This window comes from Pseudoalteromonas sp. DSM 26666, from assembly GCF_900116475.1.
Taxonomy (GTDB): Bacteria; Pseudomonadota; Gammaproteobacteria; order Enterobacterales; family Alteromonadaceae; genus Pseudoalteromonas; species Pseudoalteromonas tetraodonis.
In genome coordinates this window covers 81931-107570 of record NZ_FPAR01000004.1, presented here as the reverse complement: position 1 = coordinate 107570, position 25640 = coordinate 81931, and the positions used below count along the sequence as shown (strand labels likewise).

22 protein-coding genes are annotated in these 25640 nt (G+C 39.6%); 12 read left to right on the top strand and 10 right to left on the bottom strand.

The genetic code is table 11. The features are described from left to right. Window positions 1–32: 32 nt before the first annotated feature. On the top strand, window positions 33–227 hold the full coding sequence (locus tag BM380_RS08760; RefSeq protein WP_024602809.1) for a hypothetical protein: 195 nt from the start codon (window positions 33–35) through the stop codon (window positions 225–227). On the opposite strand, the gene BM380_RS08755 is transcribed toward BM380_RS08760, so the two are convergent. Together BM380_RS08755 and BM380_RS08750 are read right to left on the bottom strand one after the other, a co-directional pair. Continuing rightward, on the bottom strand, window positions 224–2464 hold the full coding sequence (locus BM380_RS08755) for a sensor domain-containing protein (protein ID WP_033103870.1): 2241 nt from the start codon (window positions 2462–2464) through the stop codon (window positions 224–226). The two genes, BM380_RS08760 and BM380_RS08755, sit on opposite strands and share 4 nt — an antisense overlap. 51 nt (window positions 2465–2515) lie before the next feature. Continuing rightward, entirely contained in the window at window positions 2516–5239 is a 2724-nt protein-coding gene (locus BM380_RS08750) for an insulinase family protein (protein ID WP_090494001.1), read from the bottom strand. Window positions 5240–5423: 184 nt separating this feature from the next. Here BM380_RS08750 and sixA point away from each other — a divergent pair, with 184 nt between their 5' ends. Then, window positions 5424–5900, top strand: coding sequence for a phosphohistidine phosphatase SixA (gene sixA / locus BM380_RS08745; RefSeq protein WP_024602806.1), 477 nt, complete (start codon window positions 5424–5426; stop codon window positions 5898–5900). A 66-nt stretch (window positions 5901–5966) separates the two neighbouring features. Here the strand turns inward: sixA and BM380_RS08740 are convergent, their stop codons facing one another. Next, on the bottom strand, window positions 5967–6890 hold the full coding sequence (locus tag BM380_RS08740) for an AEC family transporter (RefSeq protein ID WP_024602805.1): 924 nt from the start codon (window positions 6888–6890) through the stop codon (window positions 5967–5969). A 32-nt stretch (window positions 6891–6922) separates the two neighbouring features. Continuing rightward, window positions 6923–7480 carry an endonuclease SmrB gene (gene smrB / locus BM380_RS08735; RefSeq protein WP_016899440.1) on the bottom strand — a complete coding sequence of 186 codons (558 nt, stop codon included), beginning with the start codon at window positions 7478–7480 and terminating at the stop codon, window positions 6923–6925. A 296-nt stretch (window positions 7481–7776) separates the two neighbouring features. On the opposite strand from smrB, the gene prmB reads away from it, so the two are divergent. The 3 genes from prmB to BM380_RS08720 all read left to right on the top strand — a co-directional run bounded on the left by prmB (window position 7777) and on the right by BM380_RS08720 (window position 10414). Then, window positions 7777–8712 carry a 50S ribosomal protein L3 N(5)-glutamine methyltransferase gene (gene prmB / locus BM380_RS08730; RefSeq protein WP_013464520.1) on the top strand — a complete coding sequence of 312 codons (936 nt, stop codon included), beginning with the start codon at window positions 7777–7779 and terminating at the stop codon, window positions 8710–8712. Window positions 8713–8803: 91 nt separating this feature from the next. After that, window positions 8804–9901 (top strand): chorismate synthase, encoded by a 1098-nt coding sequence (aroC, locus tag BM380_RS08725; RefSeq protein WP_090493999.1) that lies wholly within the window; start codon window positions 8804–8806, stop codon window positions 9899–9901. Between the two features lie 126 nt (window positions 9902–10027). Continuing rightward, complete coding sequence (locus BM380_RS08720) at window positions 10028–10414, top strand: DUF4112 domain-containing protein (RefSeq protein WP_028835364.1); 387 nt, start codon at window positions 10028–10030, stop codon at window positions 10412–10414. Window positions 10415–10460: 46 nt separating this feature from the next. Here BM380_RS08720 and BM380_RS08715 read toward each other — a convergent pair whose 3' ends face one another. Beyond that, entirely contained in the window at window positions 10461–11159 is a 699-nt protein-coding gene (locus BM380_RS08715) for a 2'-5' RNA ligase family protein (RefSeq protein ID WP_175527458.1), read from the bottom strand. 220 nt (window positions 11160–11379) lie between these two features. Here BM380_RS08715 and BM380_RS08710 point away from each other — a divergent pair, with 220 nt between their 5' ends. The 6 genes from BM380_RS08710 to BM380_RS08685 all read left to right on the top strand — a co-directional run bounded on the left by BM380_RS08710 (window position 11380) and on the right by BM380_RS08685 (window position 19532). Then, window positions 11380–14565: an HD domain-containing phosphohydrolase gene (locus BM380_RS08710; protein WP_090493997.1), complete on the top strand. Its 3186-nt coding sequence runs from the start codon at window positions 11380–11382 to the stop codon at window positions 14563–14565. A gap of 180 nt (window positions 14566–14745) precedes the next feature. Then, the gene (locus BM380_RS08705; RefSeq protein ID WP_008114523.1) at window positions 14746–15300 is read left to right on the top strand and encodes an elongation factor P hydroxylase; all 555 of its coding nucleotides are present in this window, start codon (window positions 14746–14748) and stop codon (window positions 15298–15300) included. Beyond that, entirely contained in the window at window positions 15290–16432 is a 1143-nt protein-coding gene (locus BM380_RS08700) for an ATP-NAD kinase family protein (RefSeq protein ID WP_028835360.1), read from the top strand. Before BM380_RS08705 ends, BM380_RS08700 begins: the two co-directional genes overlap by 11 nt. 3 nt (window positions 16433–16435) lie before the next feature. Next, a complete protein-coding gene (locus BM380_RS08695) occupies window positions 16436–16711 on the top strand; it encodes a YfcL family protein (RefSeq protein ID WP_024602794.1) in 276 nt (91 codons plus the stop codon). A gap of 142 nt (window positions 16712–16853) precedes the next feature. Next, the gene (locus BM380_RS08690; protein WP_010391381.1) at window positions 16854–18413 is read left to right on the top strand and encodes an AbgT family transporter; all 1560 of its coding nucleotides are present in this window, start codon (window positions 16854–16856) and stop codon (window positions 18411–18413) included. A 141-nt stretch (window positions 18414–18554) separates the two neighbouring features. Then, entirely contained in the window at window positions 18555–19532 is a 978-nt protein-coding gene (locus tag BM380_RS08685) for a hypothetical protein (protein ID WP_090493995.1), read from the top strand. A 221-nt stretch (window positions 19533–19753) separates the two neighbouring features. Here BM380_RS08685 and BM380_RS08680 read toward each other — a convergent pair whose 3' ends face one another. Both BM380_RS08680 and BM380_RS08675 read right to left on the bottom strand, forming a co-directional pair. Beyond that, window positions 19754–21586 carry a DEAD/DEAH box helicase gene (locus BM380_RS08680; protein ID WP_016899447.1) on the bottom strand — a complete coding sequence of 611 codons (1833 nt, stop codon included), beginning with the start codon at window positions 21584–21586 and terminating at the stop codon, window positions 19754–19756. Window positions 21587–21746: 160 nt separating this feature from the next. Then, complete coding sequence (locus tag BM380_RS08675; protein WP_090493993.1) at window positions 21747–22010, bottom strand: GrxA family glutaredoxin; 264 nt, start codon at window positions 22008–22010, stop codon at window positions 21747–21749. A gap of 289 nt (window positions 22011–22299) precedes the next feature. Between BM380_RS08675 and BM380_RS08670 the strand changes: the two genes are divergently transcribed. Continuing rightward, window positions 22300–22746, top strand: a complete 447-nt coding sequence (locus tag BM380_RS08670; protein WP_016899448.1) for an Hsp20 family protein — start codon at window positions 22300–22302, stop codon at window positions 22744–22746. Window positions 22747–22805: 59 nt separating this feature from the next. On the opposite strand, the gene BM380_RS08665 is transcribed toward BM380_RS08670, so the two are convergent. The 3 genes from BM380_RS08665 to BM380_RS08655 are packed head-to-tail and all read right to left on the bottom strand — an operon-like array spanning window position 22806 to window position 25518. Then, entirely contained in the window at window positions 22806–23318 is a 513-nt protein-coding gene (locus tag BM380_RS08665; RefSeq protein ID WP_016899449.1) for a hypothetical protein, read from the bottom strand. Further along, window positions 23315–24505, bottom strand: coding sequence for a peptidyl-prolyl cis-trans isomerase (locus tag BM380_RS08660; protein WP_090493991.1), 1191 nt, complete (start codon window positions 24503–24505; stop codon window positions 23315–23317). Before BM380_RS08660 ends, BM380_RS08665 begins: the two co-directional genes overlap by 4 nt. After that, a complete protein-coding gene (locus BM380_RS08655; protein ID WP_090493989.1) occupies window positions 24505–25518 on the bottom strand; it encodes a phospholipase C/P1 nuclease family protein in 1014 nt (337 codons plus the stop codon). The genes BM380_RS08660 and BM380_RS08655 overlap by 1 nt, the downstream gene beginning before the upstream one ends. Between the last annotated feature and the right edge of the window lie 122 nt (window positions 25519–25640).

Here is a 25640-nt window from a genome sequence, read left to right as displayed (position 1 = left end):
CGCGCCTTATTTTTGAGCTGGTTGAGGTGGTGGTGTTATTTATTTTGCTTAGCGGTGTATTTATAGCGCTTATGTATTTAGAAACCATTAAAAAGGGCATGCCTGTTAAACGCTGGTTATTTTTAGGTGGCGTGTTTGGTCCTGTTGCTTGGTGCTTGTTTAATATGCATTATCGACGTGCATTGATACGCAATATAGGTGTAAATGCATGTCTATGGCGTGCTTAACTGGTCGCTCTAATTAAACTGAGTTTTGATTGGCTTTGTTGTTGTTTTAAAAACGCAGTAAATTCATCTTTTGAGAGTGGTTTAGAGTAGTAATAACCCTGCAGTGTTTCACAGTTTAGCTCTTCAAGTATGCTTATTTGCGACGCTTGCTCCACCCCTTCGGCAACTACATGCAAATCAAGGTTATGCGCAATAGTGACGATAGAGTCCACCATATTGCGGCCACGTTCAGTCTTCATATCATCGATAAAGGCTTTATCTACCTTAAGCGTATTGAGTGGAAACTGCTTTAAATACGCAAGTGATGAATAGCCGGTACCAAAGTCATCCATTGCTAAGTGAATTCCACGGGCACTTAAAGAGCGCATAATCGCAATGGCTTCTTGTGGGTCGTCCATTACGGTGCCTTCAGTTATCTCAAGCTCTAAAAAGTACGAAGGCAGTTCATTTTTTTGTAAAATCACATCTATGCGCGAGGTTAGATCGGGTAGGCTAAATTGTTTTGCTGATAAGTTAACAGCAACACGGGCATTAAATAAGCCTGCATCTAACCACTGTTTTACATCGCGACAAGCTTTATTTAAAACTACTTCACCAATTTCAATAATTTGCCCTGTTTCTTCGGCAATTGGAATAAATACCCCTGGGCTAATAACCCCCTTTTTCGGGGTAATAAAACGTACCAACGCTTCCATTCCAGCAAGCTTACCAGTACGAATATTCATTTTAGGCTGGTAATACACCTCAAAATGATCTTCTTTTAAGCCAAAGCGCATTAGGTTTTCTATTTGCAGTCGTTTTACTGCTTGGCGGTTCATGGTGTCATTAAAGAACAGGTAGCTATTGCCTTTCTTTTTAGCATGATACATCGCAGTATCGGCGTTCTTTAATAGTATTTCGGGGGTGTTACCATCTTCGGGGAACAACACTATACCAACGCTTGAGGTGATAGCAAGTTCATGGCCTGCCATTTTAAATGGTGTAGCTATGGCCGCCAAAAACTGTTTAGCCATGCGAGTGATAGTGAGAATATCGTTGGTGTTTGACATAACTAGCGCAAATTCATCGCCGCCAAGGCGATAAAATACGTCATTTTCACGGGTGAGCTTATTTAAACGCATAGCAAGCTTTGCCAGTAAACTATCACCTAATTGATGGCCTAATGAGTCGTTTATCTTTTTAAAGTTATCTAAATCAAATACGAGTAATGCATGATGAGAGTGCTGCTTTGCGAGTTTTTGTAAGTCAGAAAAAAACAAATTACGGTTAGGTAAGCTGGTGGTGCGATCTCGGTTTGATAAATTATTCAGTTCAGATTCGGTTTTTTTACGTTCGGTTAAATCTGAATACACCACCACATAATTGGTTATTTGATTTTGTGCGTTTTTAATTTCATCTATTGAAATTTCAAATGGCAGCAGAGCATGATCGCTATTGCGAAGCTTTACTTCTTCTTGAATATGTTCGTGCTTTCTAACGGTATTTTTTATGGATTCTATATAGCTTTTGTCGTAACCGGCTAAATGAAACTCTTTCTTTAGGTATTGCTCGCGTACGCCGCCAAACAAAGTTAAAAAGCTGGGATTAATATCCACAAGCCTAAAGTCTTTATCATAAATGGCCAGCGCATCAGTGAGTGACTCAACACATTTTGCAAATAAGTTAAGTCGATCTTCCGTTGATTTTAACTGCGAGATATCTCTGACTGTGCCAGTCATTCGCAGTGGGCTTAGGTTAGCGTCTTTTTCAATGATTTTTCCGCGGTCGAGCACCCAGTGCCATTTACCAAAGCTGTCTTTAATACGATAAGTTGCTTCAAAAAAAGTACTTTCTTCGGCAAAGTGTTTTTTTAGTAGGTAATCAACATGGGTTAAATCGCGGGGGTGGATCAAGCTTTTATTCGGTGGAAATTCTACTAGGTTATTACTATTCATCACGTATTTGTCATTGATACGAATAACTTTACCGGTTTTGATATTCCAATCCCATAGAGTATCACCACTGCCTTCTACGGTACTTTTTAATCGTTTTTCAGAAAGCTGTAATTGAGAGTGTGAACGCTTGAGTGAGTGAACAATCGTTAACAAATAAACCACAACTAACGACATTATTGCGCACACGCTCACGACCAACGCATTTAAATTCAAGTTAAACGATGACTCGAATGCACTCGCTGAGTAGGCTGTGGCCAAAGAGGCCAACAATAGAATGTATTTTATTATTTTTATTTTTTTCATTGTCTTACTTCTTATTAACAAAAGACAATCTAAATCAAGCGCGAGCAAGAGTCAAAGAGAATGCGAATAAAGTGGTAGTTTCTCAGACAAATTCACAGATTTGGCACTTAAAAGCTCATATCTTGGGCGATCTGCATTAAAAATTTCAGCGGCGTAGGCTTTTAAATCTTCAAGCGTTAATGCGTTTAAAGAATCCAGCAGGCGTTGCTGCATATTAAACCGATGATCGCCATTACCTATAGCAAGCCATAAACGTTGTGAACGTAAACGCAAATTTTTGTCTTTTTCAGCAATATGGGTTGTTAATCCATGTTTTTGTTGCAGCCAGTCTTGTTCTGTTAGTTCATTAATTGTTGCTAAATACTGGCTAATAAATAAATTATGCCTGTGCAGTAACGTGGTGGGCTCAAATTTTGGTGATTGTATATAAAAGGCAATACCAGCACGGGTATTAAAAGGAGCGTATCCTGCGCCTACTAAATAACCGAGTTGTTGCGTGGTTCTGAGTTCATTAAAGTAATCTTGATTAATTAAATGATTTAGCGCCATCATTTTCACTTTTTCAATAACGTCATCGCTTTGTGCTTGGTAGTAAATCACCATGGCATTATCGCTGCAGGCAAGTTCAAGCTCGTAGCGGGTCACTTTAGTAATTTCATAAAGTGGGCGCTTTAAATCGTCGATAACGGCTGATTTTTTAAGGTGCTGGGCGACCTTCTTTTGAAACTCAAGCGCATCATTTTGCTGCCAATTACCATGTAAAAAAGACTCAACATGAAGGGCATTAAAAAACGCTTGTCTAAATTCATTAAACTGATGGAAACAGGTGTCTTTGAGTGCATTTGCTAACTCGTCAGGCTGAGGATTCCACGGCATTATTTTAGCGCCTAAAATACTAAATAGCTCACTAACGGGTTTGTTTTGATTGCTATTACGCCAGTGTCTAACTAATTGCTTTTTATATTCTGCAAAGCGTTTGGCACAAATTTTTACGTTAAATAGTGCATCAATCAGCTGATCGACTAATTCGAGTTGGCTTGAAGAAAGCCCCGCAGTGTGAAGCGTTAAGCCACCTTGATGAGAGGTTAAGTGATAACTTAAGCCCGCAAGTTCCGCTGGGTAAAACTGTTCGCCAACACTGTCCATGAATAAATCTGAAAATAACCGCGTCAGTGCCATATGTTTCACATCTTTTACTGCAAAGTCAGAGTCCATGGCTAAATAAAAATGCCCTTTGGCGACTCTAAAGGTGGCGTCTTGTTTAAACCAAAAGTCAAAGCCTGCTTCTTTTACCAGTAATATTGGATGTCGTTGCTGTGATTCAACCGGATATAAAATGACATCTTTAGCTAAATAAGGATTAGCCGTGGGCAATAGCATTTCACTTTGTGGCTGGCTAATCTGTGCAAGTGCTTCGAGCCAATGTAGCGACAATTTTTCAATTTTATAGGGGGTGTTATACCAAGCAGCTGTGTGTTCAGGCTCTACATCAGGATGAATAAGCACTAAACGCATGTTGTGCGGAGTTAACCACTGCATAGCCATTTCATGCGTGCTGGCTTTAAAGCCCTCCATTAAATAGTCACCCTGTAAGTAATTAACTTCATCGTAATGTTGCATGTTAATACTTAAATTACTGACCCAATCAATTAGGCGAGACTTTTCTTGGTTATCAAATGCGATTTGTAATAGTTTTTGCTTATCTTGATATAGGCGAGGTAATTTGCTGGTGTTGTTATTAATTAAACAAATGTATTCAAACACCATTTCAATAATATCTTCGTAGTATTCAATGCCTTCATCGGTCAGCGCCATACTAATATTAAAGTCTTTAAAATTACTGCCATTAATTCCGCCACCTGCAGAGAGGGCATTGATCCAACCTTGCTCTTTAAGCACAGAATACAACGAGCCTTGCCCTTCATAACCTAGTAAGTGCGCAATAAAGCTGACCGTTTTATGACGATAAAAATCGTCAATGTTTGGCATGGCAAAGCTAATAATCAGCTTTTGTACATGTTTGTGTGGCTCAATATGAAGCAACTTACCCAAGTCTTGGCTGCGATAAAGCGGCGCTTCTATAGGTGGCTTTAATTGGTGTTTATCTCCCTTTATCTGGGAAAAATACTGGGTTGCCCATGCCTCAAGTGTATCTAATGACTCATTGGCACAAATCACTAAAGTCATCCACTGAGCTTGGTAATGCTGATTAAAAAAGTCACGTAATTCATCACTAATACAGCGCTTTCTATCTGCTAACGTTTGTAAGTTGCCTACGGAAAATTTAGCAAATGGGTGTGCAGGGTTAACCGTTTCTTTATGCACTTGATAAATTCGACGGCCATCGTCTTTAATTTTTAATTTAAACTCAGCCTCAATAGCATTACGTTCTTTTTCTGTTTCTGCTGGGTTTAGTGTAGGCGCTATAAAAAACCGGCTAAATTGCGCTAATGCTGTTTCAATATGATGGTTATTAATATCAAAGAAATAGCAGGTATGCTCTGTGCCAGTCCACGCGTTGGTATTGCCACCAGACTGCGAGACAAAATTATTAAAACTTCCTGATTCAGGATAAAGGTCAGTGCCTAAAAACAACATATGCTCTAAAAAGTGCGCTAGGCCTTGTCTATCAAGTGGATCATCAAAGTGACCAGCGTTAACAGCCATGGATGCGGCAGCTTTTGCTGAGTCTTGATCGTGCACTAAAAGTACTTTTAGACCATTGTCCAGTGTTAGTGTGCGGTAAGCTCTGTTATCATTGGTGCTGATTTTCAAATGATGCTCCTGAAACTAAACGTATAATTGTTAACAACAGATGATAACTTCAGGAATGCAATGCTATTTACCTGAACATCATGAAAGAACTATTTTAAGAAAATAAATAGGTTTGAGTTATTAATATAGCGGAAATTCGAGCAAACTGGCTACTGTTTTATATTCTTTAATTGGTTGATTTTTTATGAAAACAATCTTGATAATGCGTCATGGTGAAGCAATACCGATGCACTCTGATGATGTCAGTAGAAATTTGACTCCTTTGGGCCATCAGCAGGTAGAAAAAATGGGGCTGTGGTTACAAAAAAAGCATGCTCCAACGGGGTTATTAGTGAGTCCTTATGTAAGAGCGCAGCAAACAGCTGAGGGTGTTAAAAAAAATAATACCTTTTTATTTGAAGAGACCTGCCAAGATATTATTCCTGAAGGTAACCCGCAGGTTGCTGCAGATTATTTAGAAACGTTAATCGCGCTTCATCCGGAATGCGATACTTGGCTTGTGGTTGCCCATATGCCTATGGTGAGCTATTTGGTTGATCAGTTGTGTGCTGGGCACATGCCTATTTTTAATACCGGCGCTGTTGCACAAATTAGTTATGATGAAACTCGCCATAAAAGTGATTATATCACCATCAATGCACCAGCGAATGTAGATGCATAGCGTGTAAACGAGCATTTAGCTAAGCCACTTTCTGTTAGATAAATGCCACTACTTTTAGGTATTTGTCTACAGTAGAATTGTTAACCACATACTAAAACTCACCACACTCAAAACTGTCGATAAAACAACCGCACTGGCTAACGTATCTTGATGTTGTTTTATTTGGCATGCAATTAAGTACGCATTAACTCCCAAGGGCGATGCGCTCAATAATACGAGTACTTTTAAGAGTGACTCATTAATAGCAAATACGTGTGTGCCTAACACTAATACTAAGGCGGGCAATATAACTAGCTTTAACAGGCTGGCAATAGCTGCCGCTTGCCAGTTATCGCTAATTTTATAAAAAGCTAAGTTTGCGCCTAAAACAAATAACGCACAGGCAATGGCAGGTTTAGCTAAAAGCGCTATGCCATTAGTTAAATCAGCAAATAAAGTAATCCCTGCTAAATTTACCAACAAACCCGTGCTAATACTCAATACGACAGGGTTGAGTAGCATATTTTTGGCAAATGTTGACCAAGAAAACGCATGACTGGCACTGTTTGCACTAATTAAAAAGGTAAGGGTGAACAATAGCGCGCTATGAAAGGTGATGATCATAAAAATAATGCCCATCATTTGCTCACCCATGGCGGCTATGATAATGGGCAAGCCCACCAATACGGTATTTGAATAACTACTGCCAAGGGCAAATACACTGTGACGTTCATATTGAGGATGTTTAGAGAGAGTGTAGCGGTCAATAATGAGCGCAAAAAAATAAATTAAAATAACGGGAATATAAAAGCTTAAAAAGCCATTCAAGCTCACGCTGGTTTTTAAGTCTGCCTGGGCCATATTTAAAAATAAAAAACTGGGTACACTAATGTAAAAAGTAAATTTACTGAGCCCTGTTATATGAATGCGTTCTAAAAACTGACTTCGGCTTGCTATGTAGCCGCATAACACAATAAAAATAAGCGGAAATATAATCGAAAATATATGCACTAAAAAAGACTCTTATTGATTGGCTCTAGTGCTCAGCGTCTAAACTCATCACTTTGCGGTAAGTTAATTAATATGAGTACCGCCCCTTTACCGCCATACTCAAGCGGAGCTTGGTGCATAGCAATTACATCGGGGTGTTGCACTAAATATTGCGGTACTTTATGCCTGAGGATATGGCCGCCAATTCCGTGTACAACACAGGCACAATAGTAATGCTTTTTTTTACACTCATGAATAAGCCCTGCGAGTTCATCTTTGGCTATCTCTTTATTCAAGCCATGCAGGTCGAGGGTTAAATCAGGAATAAAATCCCCTCGACGAAGTTGTTTGGCTAAAAAACGATCCTGACCCTGTTGCACATAATTAACGGTACCATGTGTGTCTATATCGGGCACATATTCATCAGAAAAGAAAAATTCTGACTGTTGTTGCTTTTTTTGCTGGGCAAATTGCTTCGCTTGTGACACTTTAGGTTTATTGCTAAAACGGTGAGTGTCTTGTTTAAATACACGCGCACCACTGATACTTTGACGAAACAAGTCAATGTCGTCAGGACTAATTAGGCTGTTTGAGTGGGGATCTTTTTTCATAGCGGCAGTCTAAACAAAAAAGCGGTAAAAATCGAGTAAAAAGGTGTGATACCCAAGCAGCTTTGAGGTGCATAGTACAGCGCCATTAAGGTTAGTTTAAAAGCGATTTATACTGCGTTATTGATTTGAACAATAGAGTGACTATTATTTGCAATCAAAGCCTTACCTAAATCGCTTTTAACACTAACTGCGCTCGCACCTAGAGGTGGCTTGGGTATACAATAGGGCAATCATGGGGCCAATGATGCACCCCGATTGAGTTTATTTTTTTTGAAAGTAGCAGGCAGATAATACTGATGAGTGAATTACTAATAGAAGAAGCAACCCTAGATGAAGCTGTTGCAGAACTTTCAACCTTACACGATTGGCTTCGTTGGACAACTAGTCAATTTGCAAGTAGCGGTATTTTCTTTGGTCATGGCACCGATAACGCATGGGATGAAGCGGTAAGTTTGTTATTACCAGCGCTTAGTTTGCCTATCGATGCACCCAAAGAGCTGATGCATGCGCGTTTAACCAGTACTGAAAAAAATCGTTTAGCGGGCTTAATTGCCGAGCGCATTAACGATTTTACCCCAGTACCTTACCTTACCAACATTGCATGGTTTGCTAACATGCCATTTTATGTGGATGAACGCGTATTAATTCCTCGCTCGCCTTTTGCTGAGCTTATTAATAATCGCTTCACCCCTTGGTTAGAAAAACCAGAGTCAGTAGGGCGTATTTTAGATTTATGTACAGGCTCAGGTTGTATTGCTATTGCCTTGGCACAAGCGTTCGAGAATGCGCAAGTTGATGCGGTTGATATATCCTATGAAGCGCTTGAAGTGGCTGATATTAATATCACTGACTATCAACTAAGTGACCGCGTATTACCGATTCAGTCTGACGTATTCAGTGGTGTACCTGGGCAAAAATACGACTTAATCGTAGCAAACCCACCGTACGTTGATGCTGAAGATATGGCTGATTTACCACGTGAATTTCACCATGAACCAGAGCTAGGATTAGCATCGGGACACGATGGTCTTGATGTAACACGTACTATTTTAGATCAAGCTAGTGAGCATCTAACAGATAACGGTTTGTTATTTGTCGAAGTAGGTAACTCTATGGTACATATGGATGCACTGTATCCAGGCGCACCATTTGAATGGATTGAGTTTGAACAAGGCGGATTAGGGGTGTTTGTTATTAGCAAACAACAACTAGATGCCTACTTTGCACAGTAATAATTAGTACTAGCCATTCATCCGAAATGGCTGGGCAAAACAATAGCCGAGTTAATCCTCGGCTATAAGTCATTAGGAATGAGGAAAGTTAATGGCAGGTAATAGCATAGGGCAGTTATTTAAAGTGTCCACCTTTGGCGAAAGCCACGGCGTTGCATTAGGCGGCGTAGTAGATGGCACGCCCGCAGGCCTTGAAATCACTGAGGCCGACATACAACACGATTTAGACAGACGCAAACCTGGGCAAAGTCGCTATACCACGCAGCGCCGTGAGAGCGACCAAATCAAAATTTTAGCGGGCGTTTTTGAAGGTAAAACCACTGGTACCAGCATTGGTTTATTAATTGAAAATACCGATCAACGTTCACAAGATTATGGCAAAATTAAAGATGTATTTCGCCCAGGCCACGGTGACTATACCTACTGGCACAAATACGGCCTTCGCGATTACCGTGGTGGTGGCCGTTCATCTGCGCGCGAAACCGCTATTCGGGTTGCCGCAGGCGCTATTGCTAAAAAGTATTTAAAGCAATTTCATGGTATTGAAGTACGTGCGTGTTTGAGCCAATTAGGGCCAATTAAAGCCGAAAATTACGATTGGGATGAGGTGGAAAATAACTTATTCTTTTTCCCAGACGTTAGCAAGCTTGAAGCACTCGATGAATATATGCGCGAGCTTAAAAAGCAAGGTGATTCAGTGGGTGCCAAAGTAAAAGTAGTGGCTAAAAATGTGCCAGTTGGTTTAGGTGAGCCGGTATTTGATAGGCTAGATGCCGAACTTGCCCATTCATTAATGAGTATCAACGCTGTAAAAGGCGTTGAAATTGGCGATGGCTTTGATGTGGTTGAGCAAAAAGGCTCAGAGCACCGTGATGAGTTAACCCCTGATGGTTTTACCTCAAATCATGCCGGTGGGGTGCTTGCAGGTATCTCTACAGGGCAAGATATTATCGCGTCAATTGCACTCAAACCGACATCGAGTATTACCATTCCAGGCAACAGTATTAACACTGAAAACGAAGCGGTGGAAATGATCACTAAAGGCCGTCACGACCCATGTGTTGGCATTCGTGCAATCCCGATTGCCGAGGCGATGATGGCCATTACTTTAATGGATCATTTACTACGTCAACGCGGTCAAAACCCGCATGTTCATCATGAGCATGGGCCAATTAAAGGCGCTATTTAAGCGCGCTTTACTATAAATTAATAATAAACGCGCACTAGCGCGTTTATTATGTACAGGCTATACGTCTTTATTGCCGCTCAATAATTTCCATGTGCTTAGCGCACCTAAAAATAAAGAGCAGTTATTATGCAAAAAAATAATCAATCTCACGTTACACAAGCTGAATATAAAGCCACCATAAAACGGCTTGAAGAGTTTAGCCGCTTTACCGACAGCAGCATTGGTATTCCGTTTACTAAATTTAGTTTCGGTGTCGAATCATTGATTGGGCTATTGCCAGTGGTAGGCGATTTAGCCGGGCTTATTTTATCTGGGTATGTACTAATTGAAGCGCAGCGATTGGGTGTTGGTAAGCGAGTAAAAAGCCGGATTATTTTAAACATGTTAGTTGATTTTGTAGGTGGGCTTATTCCATTTTTTGGAGATATTTTTGATGCCATGTTCAAAGCAAATACGCGCAATACCCGCATACTTAAAAAGCATTTAAGCGATAAGCTAACCACAAATCCATAAACCATTTAAGTTAATAAATGTGTAATTAGCTCCCATTATTAATTATTTATTTGGTATCAAAGAAGTACTTAGCGATGACCTGTTTTTGTTGCCCAAACTGATCAGAAATTCCAATTCCAATCCCAATTATTTCACCTTGTGCTTGCGGTGGCTCAGCTTGCATGACTTTATTAAACGCAGCCAATGTAGGGTTTTGCTCATTTGCAAGTAGGGTTAAATGTGGCTGAAAGTTTTGAAACACATTTGGGCTACCATAACGCTCAAAGGCCACGAGTTTATTAGGGTAATGCTTTACCCAACTTGGTACTGGCGCTTGATGATCGCGAAGTGGCTCAAGTTTAAGTGTCACTTCATCGGCTAAGCGTTGTAACTGATAAGATTTTTCTAAGTCTATAAAGGCCCAATTACTGGCAGATACACTAAACCCATTGGCTTTAATTTCAAAAGGTTGATGTTTCTTTACAATACGCTCCACCACCTGCTTAATTTCATTTTGTGCCTCTTGCGGATAATCAGTCAAATATAATGTGGCATGCACGGGTAAGCCTTGCTGATAAAACGTGGTTATTTGCTGTTTGGCTAGTTCATTGCTGGTTGTAGCCATGAGCTCAACAATTGGCGAAGAGGGAATAGCAAACACGTTAATACTCACGCTTTTTGCATAACTATTGGCAGAGGCACTCAGTAGCGCTAAAAAAGTAAGAATGCTAACTGGCCATGCTTTAGTGGTGTGTTGTTTAACCATAAGAGTGTATTCATTTAGGTTTTTAGTTTGCATATGGTAAGCGCAATTAGGTGTTCAGTAAATAAAGGCATAAAGTTTTTAAATTTCTGATTTTGTGACTAATATTATTTTAGCTCAAACAATTAATGATTAACTTACTTCATAGGCTTTGAATATTGCTAAATTGCAATTTTCAACGACGTATATTTACTGCTTTTAAAAGTGTCGCAAGGAACGTTCAATGATATTTAAAGCGCTTAAAAAGTTAACAAAAACAGTACGCTTTTCTATTCGTTTGACGGTTGTGGCAGTATTTGTGTTGGCAACGTCTATTACCGCTATTATAGCTACAAGCTTACAGTATTATTTCAGTGAAAAAATGGCGCTCGAGTCGAATGTGCAACACTTTAATATGACCACTCAATCGGTTGCTGATTACCTAACACGCATTAATGAAAAATCTGAAAATACTTTATATATGATGGTAAAAAACACCTCGTTAGTCGGTGAAAACCTTTCAGATAAAACAGAGCTACGAAATGTATTAAGTGAAATGATGGATTTGAACCCTTTGTTTTATGCTTTTTATATGGGCTATAACAATGGTGACTTTTTTGAGGTTATTAATCTTGAAAGTAGTGCGATGATTCGTCAGCGCCTTGGTGCAACGGATAATGACCGCTGGGTCGTTATTCAAATAAAATCTGAAGAAGGGCAAAGAATACAGCAAACGCTTTATTTTGATGCGTCATTTAGCTTAAGAGAAAAAACCAAAAAACCGACGTATTTTGATCCCCGCGAGCAAGCATGGTTTAAGCAAGCAAACTCACAGCAAGTAAACAAAACCAAGCCTTATCTATTTACCCATTTACAAACCTCTGGGCAAACGTATTCGATTAAGATAGCGGGTAAAAACCATGTGCTTGGCTTAGGGATTATCGTTGATAACATGTCTAATTATTTAATCGAACAGCAACAGCGTTTGGAGATGCACAGCTCAACACAGTTACTTATTTATAACCGAGAAGGAGAAATTATTGCATCAAATCAGCCCTTTAGCTCAACGGTTGAGGCAAGGCTAAATCGGTTGATACTGGATGAGCAACAGCAAAAAATAGTTGCCAAATATCCTACTATCACAGTTTCAAATGAAACCAATTGGGCACCTATGGATTTTAGTGTCAGTGGTAAGCCTAAAGGCTACAGTGTTGAATATATAAATGCGATTGCTGAACTGTTGGGTATTAAGGTTAATTATATTAATGGACTCAGTTGGCAAGAATTACTTAATTTATTTGAAAATAAGCAGATAGATGTGATTCATCCGGTACTTAATACAGCATCGAATAATGCATTGGGTATGCTCAGCACACCCATGGTAAGTTTGCCTTTGAGTATTGTTAATCAACAAAACAATCCACCAATTACCCATATGCAGCAACTTGCTGGTAAGTCAGTTGCGGTGGGAGAGGGCTGGTCAATTGTAAAAATATTACGAGCGCAATTTCCAGAAATTAACCTCGTGGAAGTTCCCAACACAAAGGCGTTGTTAATGCATGTTGCCAATGGTGATACTTATGCGGGAATAGACAGCAAAGCCGTATTGCAATATATACAGCAGCAATTTTTTATTGAGGGGATCCAGTACAATCCGCTTGATGAAGACAGTGCCGCGCTTTTTTCAAATGACTACCATGTATTGTTTCAAAACCAAGATGCACAATTAAAAGCTTTGTTTGATTACGCCGCCACGCAACTTCCTCTGCAATTTAAACAACAGCTTAGTGATAAATGGCTCAATACTAACTCAGGGAAAAAATCAAAAATTGTAGGCACTGTTCCTGATGAGCAATTAATCACTTTATTGGATGATGATAGTAACTTCTCTAAGCTACAGTTAGTGAACATTAATGGTAAAGAACAGTATGTTTTTATTAAGCCACTATCTGATTATTTAGCGCTAGCTAGTACGGGCTATTTAGCCATTATGGTTTCTAAAGAAGATGTATTGAGCTCCACAAGAGAAAAAATAAAGCTTTCAATAATAATTACGGTTGCCTGCTTAATTATGATGTTACCAGTGTCGTGGTTTTTTGCATCCCCCATTGTCGGTCCTATTAAAACGCTGGTGGGTGAAAACAATAAAATTAAAAATCGGCAGTTTAAACAAGTCTCGACTTTAAAAAGTCATATTAAAGAAATTAATACGTTAGCTTACTCTATGGTTGATATGAGTAAGTCGATACAGCAACATGAAGACAGTCAAAAAGCACTCATGGCGTCGTTTATCGAGTTAATAGCACAAGCCATTGATGATAAATCTCCCTATACAGCGGGGCATTGCGAGCGCGTACCTGAACTCGGTATTGAGCTTGCTAAGGCCGCTTCAGAGTCAGAGTTACCCGCTTTTAAAGGGTTTAAGTTTAAAAATGATGATGAGGTTGAAGAATTTAGTTTAGCCGCTTGGCTACATGATTGCGGTAAAATAACCACTCCAGAGCACATAGTTGATAAAGGCACTAAGCTGGAGACTATTTATAATCGTATTCATGAAATTAGAACGCGTTTTGAGGTACTTTGGCGAGATGCCGAACTTGATTACTATAAATCATTGCAACACAGTCCTCAAAATCAGCTCGACTTAACCAAGCAGTTGGCAGCTAAACAGCAACAGTTGCTGGACGACTTTGCTTTTATTGCACAATGTAATATTGGCGGCGAAAAAATCACAGAAGCTGCCCTTGAGCGTTTAACTGCGTTGAGTAATATTACTTGGCAGCGTCATTTTGACGATAAGTTAGGGCTTTCACCAGTAGAAATGTATCGCTATGAAGGGACTGATGACACGCTTCCCATCACAGAAAAATTACTCAGTGATAAACCTTGGCACTTAATTCCTCATGATAAGCCGATTGAATATGATGAGCGTTTAGGGATTAAAATTGCCCCATGTAAATATAAATATAACCTAGGGGAGCTTTATAATTTAACAGTTTCAAGAGGCACTCTTACTAAAGAGGATAGGTTTAAAATTAATGAGCACATGATAAGTACGATACGTATGCTCGATACACTGCCGTTCCCTAAAGAACTTGAGCGCGTACCGCGTTATGCCTCTACCCATCACGAAACATTAATCGGCACAGGCTATCCGCGTAAACTCAATGCGGATGACTTATCGATACCAGAACGAGTATTGGTGCTAGCTGATATTTTTGAAGCCCTAACGGCGGCCGACAGGCCCTATAAAAAGGCAAAAACACTCAGCGAGTCGATGAGTATATTAGCCAAAATGGTGGCCGATCATCATGTTGATAAAGCCGTGTTTGAACTGTTTTTAAGTTCAGGTATTTATCTTGATTACGCTAAACGCTACCTCAGTGCTGAACAAATAGATGAGGTAGATATCTCTCAATACTTGTCATAACAACAATGAGCATGACTTAGCGTGTGTAAACTTAAAGAGATTTATGTGAACATCGCTTTAAATCGCTAGCTTTTTACTTTGTGCAGAAAAGTACGTACAATTCGCCTCGTTTTTAGTGCGCTTTATATTAGTTTTATATGGCTATAAAGCATCGGGTTCAAACGAGTATACGAAATATTTATGCATCAAATAGCGGATTTAATTTCTATTTTCGAACACACTTTTTTCCAAAGCTATAATACGCGTTTGGTAAAAGGTGAGCACGAGCCTATCTACATTCCCGCAAATGATACAACCCCGTATCATCAAATTGTGTTTGCCCATGGTTTTTATGCCAGTGCACTGCATGAAATAGCCCATTGGTTAGTGGCAGGTTCTCAGCGCCGCTTAGTTGAAGATTATGGTTATTGGTATTGCCCCGACGGGCGCGATGCTTCACAGCAAGCAGAGTTTGAATCTGTAGAGGTAAAACCCCAAGCAATAGAGTGGGCGCTCAGTGTGGCCGCGGGATTTGATTTTAACGTATCGGTAGATAATTTAAATGGTGAACAAACCTGTCGATTTGCGTTTCAATCGCGTGTACATGCAAAGTTATTACAGCTGCTGCAAGACGGATTTAACCCACGTACTACAAGATTACTAAAAGCACTGTGTAAATTTTATAACACAACGTGGCCTTTAAATGCTGCGCAGTTTTCATGGCATTCTCCCGAGGAGCTAAAAGATGCAGTTTAAGTTAGGGCTGATTGTAAACCCGGTTGCAGGATTGGGCGGTAGCGTGGCGTTAAAAGGCAGTGACGGCGAAGACACCGCCGCTAAAGCCATTGCATTAGGCGCTGAGCCTAAATCAAATAGCCGCACTAAAGCTGCACTTGAAGTGCTTGTACCTCATCAGTCAAATATTACTATTTATACTGTTAATGATGAAATGGGGGAGCAAACAGCAAAATCACTCGGCTTTAATACGCAAGTGGTTTATCAAAGTAGCTCACCCACAACCAGTGACGATACTGAAGCGGCAGCACGTTTATTACAGCAGCAAGGTGTAGATTTAATTTTATTTGCAGGTGGCGATGGCACAGCACGTAATATTTGCCATGCGGTAGAAGACTCTGTACCTGTGTTGGGCATTCCTGCAGGGTGTAAAATTCACTCTGGAGTATATGCCATAACGCCAAAAGCTGCAGGCCGCGTAGTTGAAATGTTAGTTAAAGGTGAGTTGGTAACGCTAAGCGATGCCGATGTCATGGACATTGATGAAGTCGCCTTTCGCCAAGGAACAGTAAAAGCAAAACGTTATGGCGAAATGCAAGTACCCAGTGAAGTGCGCTATGTACAAGCGGTTAAAAATGGCGGTAAAGAAACCGATGAATTGGTACTTGCTGATATTGCCGCTTATGTGGTCAGTGAAATGGATGCCGATACCCTCTATGTAATGGGCAGTGGCTCTACCGTTGGCGCGGTGATGGAAGAAATGGGGCTTGAGAATACGCTGCTCGGTGTTGATTTAGTTGAAGATCAAGCTTTAGTAGGCCAAGACTTAACAGCTCAACAATTACTTGAACTTACGACAGGGCGTGAGACAAAATTAGTGATCACTCTAATTGGCGGTCAAGGGCATATTTTTGGTCGAGGTAATCAACAACTCAGTCCTGCGTTAATTAAAGCGATAGGCCGCGATAATATTATTGTTGTGGCTACTAAAACAAAATTACAGGCTTTAAATGGCCGACCGCTAATTTGTGATACCGGCGATAGCGAGTTAGATGATGAATTAAGCGGTTATATCCGTGTAACCAGTGGGTTTAACGACCATATTATGTATGCAGTAGGTCATCAAGATGGGCTGCACCTTGAGGAGAAGTAACACATGAGTTTAGTAAATTACATAGATGCTGCGCAGCAATATTTTGATGATTTAGTGATTAAAGCCACTGATGATGAGCTATTTGCCGGCGGTTATTTACGTGGTCACTTTGATTTAGCGGTAGGGTATGCCCAAGTTGAGGAGCTAAATTTAGAAATTACTGAGCTAAACGACACCGTTGAAAAAAGCCTAGTAAAAGCCTATCGCAATGGCGAACTTAATGAAGACGATAAAGCACTCGTAGTAAGAATATGGGATGAAGTAAAAGCACTCGCATAAGCTTTTTTATTCATTTATAACTGCGCGGCCACTGAGCCGCGTTTTTTTGTGCCTAAAAAAGAACTTGTTTATTCAGTTAAAATTTACCTCATTCCTTAGATACGCTAAAGTAGCACAGTCTAAATTCTAGGGAACAAGTGAAATGAATAACAATAATGATGCGACAATGCCAACGGGCATAGTTGCGCGATTTTTAAATTTTGTTGAGCGGGTAGGTAATAAGCTGCCTGATCCAGCAATTATCTTTTTGTTTGCCATGTTATTAATCTGGTTTTTGTCTTGGTGGTTTTCAAGCGTCACATTTGATGCAATAGACCCTCGTACTGGCGAAGCCATTATCATTAATAACATGCTTGCCAGCGATTCGTTGGCCACTTTTTTATCTTCTATGGTAAAAACATTCACCGGTTTTGCACCACTGGGTGTAGTGCTGGTTGCAATGCTAGGTGTGGGCGTTGCAGAGCATTCGGGCTTTATTAATACCGGCCTTAAATTAATGCTCAAAGTAACGCCTAGAAAATTACTAACACCCTCAATTATTTTGGTGGCTATTGTGAGCCATACGGCTACCGATGCAGGGTATGTGCTAGTTATTCCTCTTGCTGGGGTAATATTTTTTGCCGCCGGTCGTCATCCGCTTGCCGGTATTGCAGCGGCATTTGCTGGGGTAAGTGGTGGCTTTGGGGCTAACTTTATTCCATCTGGAATTGACCCATTACTGCAAAGCTTTACCCAAAGTGCAGCACAAATTATTAATCCGACAATGAGCATTAACCCGCTTAATAACTGGGGCTTTGCTTCAGCATCAAGTTTATTTATTGTGATGTTAGGTTGGTATATCACCGATAAAATTATTGAACCACGTTTAAAAAATTCACCCGTTGATGGCGAAACTCAAGACCTACCAGCATTTGAAGATGCGCGTAGCGACGAAAAGCGCGCCTTTCTTATTGCAAGTAGCGTAATGATTGCAGGTATTGCATTATTAGCGTATGTATCCGCACCCGCTGATTCAGCGATGCGCAGCAGCGATGGTTCTTTAACAAACTTTAGTTCACCATTAATGCAATCAATAGTGCCGCTAATCTTCTTATTATTTTGGATCCCAGGCGCAGTATATGGCTTTACCGTAGGCACCTTTAAAAGCTCTAAAGATATGATAGATGCGATGAGCAAAGCCATGAATGGTATGGCGTATTACATTGTTATGGCATTCTTTTGTTCATTATTTATTGCTGCATTTAGTAAATCAAACCTAGGTGCATTACTGGCAATTGAAGGGGCTCAAGTATTAAAAGCAATGGAGTTACCGAGCTCTGTAACGGTAGTAGGGATTATTTTCTTAACTGGTTTTGTAAACTTATTTGTTGGTTCAAGTTCGGCTAAGTGGGCACTATTAGGTCCGGTATTTGTGCCTATGCTAATGCAACTCGGTATTTCGCCAGACTTAACGCAAGCGGCGTACCGTGTGGGAGATTCTAGCTCTAATATTATCACCCCGCTCATGCCATACTTCCCGCTGGTGGTGGTGTACTGCCAAAAATACGTTAAAGGCACAGGCATAGGTACGCTTATCGCGATGATGCTACCGTATTCAATCGCCTTTATGATTGGCTGGAGTATCTTCTTGCTAGGCTACTGGGCACTCGGTATCCCATTAGGGCTTGATGCTAGTTACGTGTACCCAGCGGTAGCGCCTTAATAAATATAATCGCTATAACAAAGTAGAAGCCCCACCATGAACTGGTGGGGTTTTTTAGAACTTTAAATTAAGCATAATTTATTTAATCGGATTAAATAATAACTCTCTTAGCTTGAGTGTGCATTGAGGGACTTAAAGTAAATGAATAACAATAAACAGATTAGTAGTGTATTTACATATTCATATTTTTGGATAGCTATAATTATACCGGTTGGCTTATCTTCTTTACTGATGAGTTTTATTTTTATAAACGATGGCCTATCAATTGAATGGCCGAATAAGAAAACCTTATCTGTTTTCTTAGAGTATATGAATGTTCCCTTATGGATTTTAGGTTCAGCATTACCTCTTGCTACTTTAGCAACCGCTAACTTTCGTGCATTACAGTTTCAATCTAATTTGAATTACCAGGAAAGAACAATAAAAAGGCAAGAATTTGAGCATAAAATAGATCTTTATCATAAAGAGTTAACTCTATTTAAAGAAAAATTCTCTGCAGTTATATTTAATGGTAACTTTAAATGCATTCGACCCGAAGATGCTACACTAATTTTTACACGCTTTTATCCAAAACCAACAAAAAAAGAAGATCCATATTTCGAGATAGATATTGAGAAAATAGAATATATATATGAATTTATGAAACTATTCGAGGCTAAAGTTTTTGAATTCGGGAAAATAGCAAACACTAAAAGAAATAAGCTGAAGTTTATAAACTTATTGTTTCCAGACTTTTCGGAAGAGCAAAAAATAGAACAAGAGAATTCTATAAATATATATACCTTAAAAATAATATATCTTTTAGGGATTATGGACGCGACTCTTTTACAAGTTTGTCATGCTATAGGTATTCGCCACTTTTCAATTCAAAAAGAGCCTATTACTTTAATTATAAAATTAATTATAGATATTTACGCATTACAAACTAGCTTTCTTGACGATGGAGAGTCTAAAAATAGCTTTTATTTCTCTCAAAAAAGACAAAGTGCCTTAGTCGATATTTTAAATTTATGGATAAAATATAGTTCAATTTCTAATGTTAAGGCAGATGAATATACCGCTGACGACTTTCGACATGAGTGCTTTATAACAGAAGTATTGAGAAGTCAGCCCAGATAGAAATTAATTACAAATACATAAAATTTGATTTCTTTTTAAAGAGTTATTCTTAATAAAGATTAAATTATATTTTACGATTAATTCTCTAAGTTTTATATGTAGTTAAAAATTTAACGCCTAGCTGCTCAAACCTTTCACCTTGAACCTATTACCTTCAAATTCCAGACACAAAAAAACCTTGGCACTTTCATGCCAAGGTTTTTTTACTAAAGGGTCGTTGCTTACTTAGCGGTAAAGCTAACTGGGCGACGTTCTTTACGAGGGCCGCTACGCTTATCAGGGCGTTGACCATCTTTATTAAAGCTACGCTTCTTGTCACCAGCAGGGCGTTCAGAACGCTCGCCGCGTGGCTCAGAAGGGCCTTGATCTTGTGTTAATGTCATACCCATTGGGCGTTTACAAATAAACACTTTTTGGAAGTGATCAAGTACATCTTTAGGCATGTTTTGCGGTAATTGTACCGTACTGTGACTGTCGTGAAGACGAATGTCACCAATAAACTTGCTTGAAATGTCTGCTTCGTTAGCAATTGCGCCAACAATGTTCTTAACCTGAACACCATGCTCACGACCTACTTCGATACGGTATGTATCCATAGGGCCTGCATCACGGCTGTTACGCTCGCGTGGTTTACGCTCAGCGCGCTCACCACCACGTTCAGGGCGTTCGTTACGACGACCACGGTCATTGCTACGAGGATTACGATCATTACGTTCGTTACGCTCACGCGGTTGAATCTTAACTTCTTCAACTTTAATTGGTGATTGTTGCTGTGCTAAACACAGTAACGCACCCGCTAAGTCTTCAGGAGCAAGCTCAAGTTTTTGTGCCATGTTGGCAGCCACTTCATTGAAGAAAGTAATATCTTTGTTTTCAAGAGCAAGCGTAAGCTTTTCTTGTAAGGCATTGATACGTTTTTCTTCAACAACTTTAGCTGTAGGTAATTCAACTTGTGCGATTTCAGATTTAGTATGACGAATGATATTTTTAAGTAAATAACGCTCGTTATGCTTAACGAAAAGAATCGCTTTACCAGTACGACCAGCACGACCTGTACGGCCGATACGGTGAACGTAGGCTTCAGAGTCTTGTGGAATGTCGTAGTTGATAACTAAGCTTAAACGGTCTACATCAAGACCACGTGCCGCTACGTCTGTTGCAATAACAACGTTTAGCATGCCGCTTTTTAAACGATCAACCGTGCGCTCACGCGCTTGCTGGTTCATGTCACCGTTAAGTGGCGCTGCAGAGAAACCTTCGCGCTCTAATAACTCAGCAAGCTGCACTGTGTCGTTACGCGTACGTACGAAAACAATAGCACCTTCATATTGTTCAGCTTCTAAGAAACGAACAATCGCTTTGTTTTTATGTACGTGTGCATTCCAAAACACTTGCTCTACTGATGATACAGTTGAGTTGCGCGCAGAAATATGAACCTGTTCAGGGTTATTCATATATTTGCTGCTGATGTTTTGAATTTGCTTAGGCATAGTCGCAGAGAAAAGACATGTTTGCTTTTCACGCGGTGTTTTTTCCATGATGCTTTCTACATCATCGATAAAGCCCATACGTAGCATTTCATCGGCTTCATCAAGTACAAGTGCTTGTAAAGCATCAAACTTGATAGTGCCACGGTTTATGTGATCGATTAAGCGACCTGGTGTAGCAACGATAATCTGTGCGCCACGACGAAGTGCGCTCAGCTGGATGCTGTAGCTCTGGCCACCATAAAGTGCCAATACTTCAACACCACGAGTGTGTTTTGCATATTGTTCAAATGCCTCAGCTACTTGGATCGCAAGCTCACGGGTAGGTGTGAGTACAAGGATCTGTGGCTGTTTCACAGACGGGTCAATATTATTTAGTAATGGCAGTGCAAATGCTGCTGTTTTACCTGTACCCGTTTGTGCTAGTCCCAGTACGTCCTTTCTTTCTAGCAATAACGGTATACATTGAGCTTGGATTTCAGATGGTGTCTTGTAACCCAACTCTTCAACTGCCTTTAAAATTGCAGGAGAAAGATTTAGAGATTCAAACGTGACTGGTTCTGACATTAATACGCCTCAACGAATTTAAAGAGGCGCGCATTGTATAGGAAATGCGAGGCAAATGCTTGTATAAATTACAACTAATTTATATGTGCTTGATGTTGGTCGAAATTTAACCAGCTTCAATTGTGCGTTAATTGAGCTGGTTAACACTCTGTCTACAAAATTACTGGTAAAGGCCTAGGTTTTCTTTAGCATAAGCTTCAAATTCAGTGAATCCACCAATATGAGTTTGGTTTACAAAAATCTGCGGTACAGTTGGGCATGGTTTGCCTGCAGACTTCTCTAAATCTTCTTTACTGATACCTTCTTTGATGATGTCGATGTAGCGGTATTTAAAATCATCGCGATCATTAGCAAGTTGCTCTGCAACATCTTTAGCGCGAACACAAAAAGGGCAGCCTTCACGGCCAAAAATTACTGTTAACATAACGCTCTCCTCAAATTAGCTGACCCTAGTGTAACTAATTTCATTTTTTATTACAGTGCAAAAAAACGATTATTGCGTTCGCTTTTTTTAGGGCCTGTAAAAAAATAAAAATATTTTATAAAAAAATCTTGAAATAAAATTGCCCGCCCATAAATAGTTATTTGAGGACGCCTGATGGGTCTTCAGTAAATCAGAACTATTTGAAAATTATATTATTAATTAACTTTTGCCGTTACTTGTTCAAACGAAAAGTAGCAGCAATATATCGCTTAAATATGAGGATATTATTATGCGTACAGTAGATTTATCACCCCTATACCGTTCATTCATTGGTTTCGATCATTTAGCATCATTAATGGATGCCGCTGCACGAACTGATAAGCAGCCAAGTTTTCCTCCTTATAACATCGAAGCACTTGATAAAGACAAGTACCGTATCACTATGGCAGTCGCTGGATTTAGTGAAGACGAGTTAAGCTTGCAATCTGAAAACAACACTTTGGTTGTATCAGGCACTAAAGCAGGTAAAGAGCAAAATGATGAGCGCAAATTTATTCATCAAGGGATTGCCGAGCGTAACTTTGAGCGTAAGTTCCAGTTAGGCGACCACGTTAAAGTACTTGGTGCAGACTTAGCCAATGGCTTACTAAGCATCGACCTTGAACGTGAGATCCCAGAAGCGCTTAAGCCACGTAAAATCGAGATTGGCTCAGGCAATATGCTAGAAAGCAAATAGTTAAGCTAGCACATGTATTTTCCCTGTGAAAAGCCGCCATTTGGCGGCTTTTTGCGTTGTTAGTCTTTTAAGTTTATTTGCATTTGTTTTAAAGCGTTAATTTTATCTATCGCAACTTGCAGTTGTTCTTGTGAAAGCTTTTTTTGTCGGCCTTTAGCCAGTAATTCTTCAAGTTTTAATATTTTGGCTTGTGCAGCAATAACAAAACGTTGCTCTAGCTGTCTTTGCTGTTCAAGGTGGAAATCTTGATATGCCTGGTGATTATTTAAATCACCGCTGTACTGAGCAACTGGCTGAGTATTTTTTACTATGTTGGGTAAATAGGCAGGAGAGGTTATTGGTGGCAAAGGCTGAGGGCTCGTATTGTTAGTTGTAACCGTGTTTAATTGCGTGCTTTTCAGCTCTTGGGTCATGTCAGCAGTAGTCAGCTCAAGTGACGTTATTTGCTTAACACTTTTAGCTTGGTTAAGGGAATCAATATTCTTTATCGTTGGTTTACTAGTATATTGAGTAAAAAGTGCGTACATACCAACACAAGCTACAACAACAGAAACGAAAACTTTTTTGCTCATAAAATTACTCCTGTCTTATTTTGCCACTTGAGCCAAGTATCCTCATACTGTTGTACCGCTTTTTGTTTTGCGATGGCCTTTGTTGCTTGGTATCGAACGGTTTCATCTTCTGGCGAAAAGTACTCAAACTGATGCTCATAACTGTGTATCACCACCCATTCACCACTGGGTGTACGTATAACAGGAGAAATAGTGTTTTCTTTAGTTGTGAACGCAAGTTGTACAACCCAGCTACTTTTGTTTTTACGGTTTAATTCACTGTTGTATTGAGCATATATATCTTGTTTTCCTGATATTACTAATGCTTGTTTTAGCGTTTTGTTACCGGCCAAGGTGCGAAAACTTACAGCATTGGCTCGATGAGCAAATTGAGCTCCATGGGCTTTTACGTGGCTTAAAAATTTAAACTGCGATTTATTGGCTTGATAAAATGCTTTAATTTCGCTTTTGTTTACTTGTTTCTCTAGTTTTTCAAGAACGGGGCTTTGCATATGCATCATTGTATTTATACCTAGCCAGCTTTGAATGGAGGGGCGCAGAATATCTCCTTGAGCTATTTCATACAGATGTTCAATATCAATATTCTGTTTTGCCAAAATCGGTTTGGCTTTTGAAAACGCTATATTGAATTGCCGTTTTTTTATTAATTCACTTTTGAATAGTTCACTATCTCCTTTGTGGAGTTTAAAGCGTACCTGCATTGATAGTGAATCGACAAATTCATATAAATTAATAGCGTTATACAAAAGAGGGGTTAAATCAAACTGCTGCATTTTTTTGATGGCGCTTTGCACATACTGGCCATTTTTAGGGTAGGGGCCTAATGTGTGTTTAAGCCATTGGTTATCATAAATTTCAAGCTTTATCGGGCTTGACTGTGCGATTATAGCTAATTGTGAATCGAACAGATTTTTTAAGTAACGTTCAACATGGTATTGAGTACTAAAACCAACGGCAGATTGTCGTTTTATTATCGCAGGGGTTTTTAGCGCAGCTTGTTGTAATAAAAACTGATTCTCATACAGACGAGTTCTAACTTCATTGATTGTAATATCAGGGTTGTGCTTTAAATAAGCACGATGCATAAAGTTAATTTCATCACTGCTGTATTGTGTAAATGATGCCATTACTAGGGAGTGGTAAGACACACCTAGTAATGTAATCACTAAAATAGCCATTTTTTTCATTAGCGAGCAACCATGGCGTGGTTTAATAAGTGCACCACCATTGCTATTGCATGGGGCACGACCTGCTTAGCTATATTAAGGCGATCAAAATGATCTTCTGAGTTGAGTACAATCCCACCTTGTGCATAAGAAAATGAACCGCCTTGAGTTAATAATGGGCGAACATCTTGGCTATTTTTATCTAAAGGCGAGAACGTTTGCATTGCTTGAGTAACGAGTGATAAATCGTTGAGCTGCTCTTGGTCATAGTAATCGTTTACCCAACTTTCCCAACTAGAATGATTTAGATCTGATGTGGTCCATGTGTGGTGAGGTTGTAATAAATCAGTAGTATGGAACACAAACCCTAATACTTGCGGATTGCCGCTTTGTAAGTAACTTTGATACCAATATTGCCCTAAATTATCGATAGGTTGAAATGGCATTTCTTCAAAGTCATCGTACATAGAATAGGTTGAGTTGCTATCGATTCTGTAGTGAGATTCTGTTACACCATAACTGTTATATTTTGAAGAGTCGGCATTGAACCAACCTGTTTCTCCCCCTTTACCATCATCAAGATAGTCACCTTTAAGCCAAGCAGATGCAAGATTATCAATAGTTCCCCAAACGGTGAGCTTTTCATAATTATAACCACCAAAATCGTTTCCATGTTGGTCTGCACCTTGGGTATGATTTTGAAAATGCCAATAGCTTGTATATTTAACTATACTTTGCGCTGCTCCCCATACTGGCGCTTGAACACATGAACCTGTAATAGCACCACAGAAAAAGGTGTCTTCAAAGTCATCTACATCATAAGCAGCTTGTCCCAGCAGCTCGGCTAATTCAGAGATTGTCAGATTGTTTTGTGCAGCGTACTGACGTAGGGCAGCATATTCGGTGCTGGCTGGGTGTTGCTGCATATAATTTACGGCATCAAGAACAATACGTTTGTGAGTTTCTTGACTAAAAGCTTGAGCTTGGCCTGTACCGAGCAATAAAAGTGTCGCTGCCATTAATTGTTTTTTCATTTTATTCTCATCATAGTCTGGAGTATGAGGTGCTATTAAAAAATAAGCTCATTACACTGACATGACAAATAAATTAAACATTTAATTAACAACATTACCTATTTTGGTACTTTAATATTAAC

Excerpts from the sequence above, each read along its gene's own strand:
- BM380_RS08670 (WP_016899448.1), top strand. The coding sequence starts at position 22,300 with ATGCGTACAGTAGATTTATCACCCCTATACCGTTCATTCATTGGTTTC.
- BM380_RS08685 (WP_090493995.1), top strand. The coding sequence starts at position 18,555 with ATGAATAACAATAAACAGATTAGTAGTGTATTTACATATTCATATTTT.
- BM380_RS08665 (WP_016899449.1), bottom strand. The coding sequence starts at position 23,318 with ATGAGCAAAAAAGTTTTCGTTTCTGTTGTTGTAGCTTGTGTTGGTATG.
- BM380_RS08695 (WP_024602794.1), top strand. The coding sequence starts at position 16,436 with ATGAGTTTAGTAAATTACATAGATGCTGCGCAGCAATATTTTGATGAT.
- BM380_RS08680 (WP_016899447.1), bottom strand. The coding sequence starts at position 21,586 with ATGTCAGAACCAGTCACGTTTGAATCTCTAAATCTTTCTCCTGCAATT.
- BM380_RS08710 (WP_090493997.1), top strand. The coding sequence starts at position 11,380 with ATGATATTTAAAGCGCTTAAAAAGTTAACAAAAACAGTACGCTTTTCT.
- BM380_RS08755 (WP_033103870.1), bottom strand. The coding sequence starts at position 2,464 with ATGAAAAAAATAAAAATAATAAAATACATTCTATTGTTGGCCTCTTTG.
- BM380_RS08655 (WP_090493989.1), bottom strand. The coding sequence starts at position 25,518 with ATGAAAAAACAATTAATGGCAGCGACACTTTTATTGCTCGGTACAGGC.
- BM380_RS08715 (WP_175527458.1), bottom strand. The coding sequence starts at position 11,159 with ATGGTTAAACAACACACCACTAAAGCATGGCCAGTTAGCATTCTTACT.
- prmB (WP_013464520.1), top strand. The coding sequence starts at position 7,777 with ATGAGTGAATTACTAATAGAAGAAGCAACCCTAGATGAAGCTGTTGCA.
- BM380_RS08660 (WP_090493991.1), bottom strand. The coding sequence starts at position 24,505 with ATGAAAAAAATGGCTATTTTAGTGATTACATTACTAGGTGTGTCTTAC.
- BM380_RS08705 (WP_008114523.1), top strand. The coding sequence starts at position 14,746 with ATGCATCAAATAGCGGATTTAATTTCTATTTTCGAACACACTTTTTTC.
- BM380_RS08700 (WP_028835360.1), top strand. The coding sequence starts at position 15,290 with ATGCAGTTTAAGTTAGGGCTGATTGTAAACCCGGTTGCAGGATTGGGC.
- aroC (WP_090493999.1), top strand. The coding sequence starts at position 8,804 with ATGGCAGGTAATAGCATAGGGCAGTTATTTAAAGTGTCCACCTTTGGC.
- BM380_RS08675 (WP_090493993.1), bottom strand. The coding sequence starts at position 22,010 with ATGTTAACAGTAATTTTTGGCCGTGAAGGCTGCCCTTTTTGTGTTCGC.
- sixA (WP_024602806.1), top strand. The coding sequence starts at position 5,424 with ATGAAAACAATCTTGATAATGCGTCATGGTGAAGCAATACCGATGCAC.
- smrB (WP_016899440.1), bottom strand. The coding sequence starts at position 7,480 with ATGAAAAAAGATCCCCACTCAAACAGCCTAATTAGTCCTGACGACATT.
- BM380_RS08690 (WP_010391381.1), top strand. The coding sequence starts at position 16,854 with ATGAATAACAATAATGATGCGACAATGCCAACGGGCATAGTTGCGCGA.
- BM380_RS08720 (WP_028835364.1), top strand. The coding sequence starts at position 10,028 with ATGCAAAAAAATAATCAATCTCACGTTACACAAGCTGAATATAAAGCC.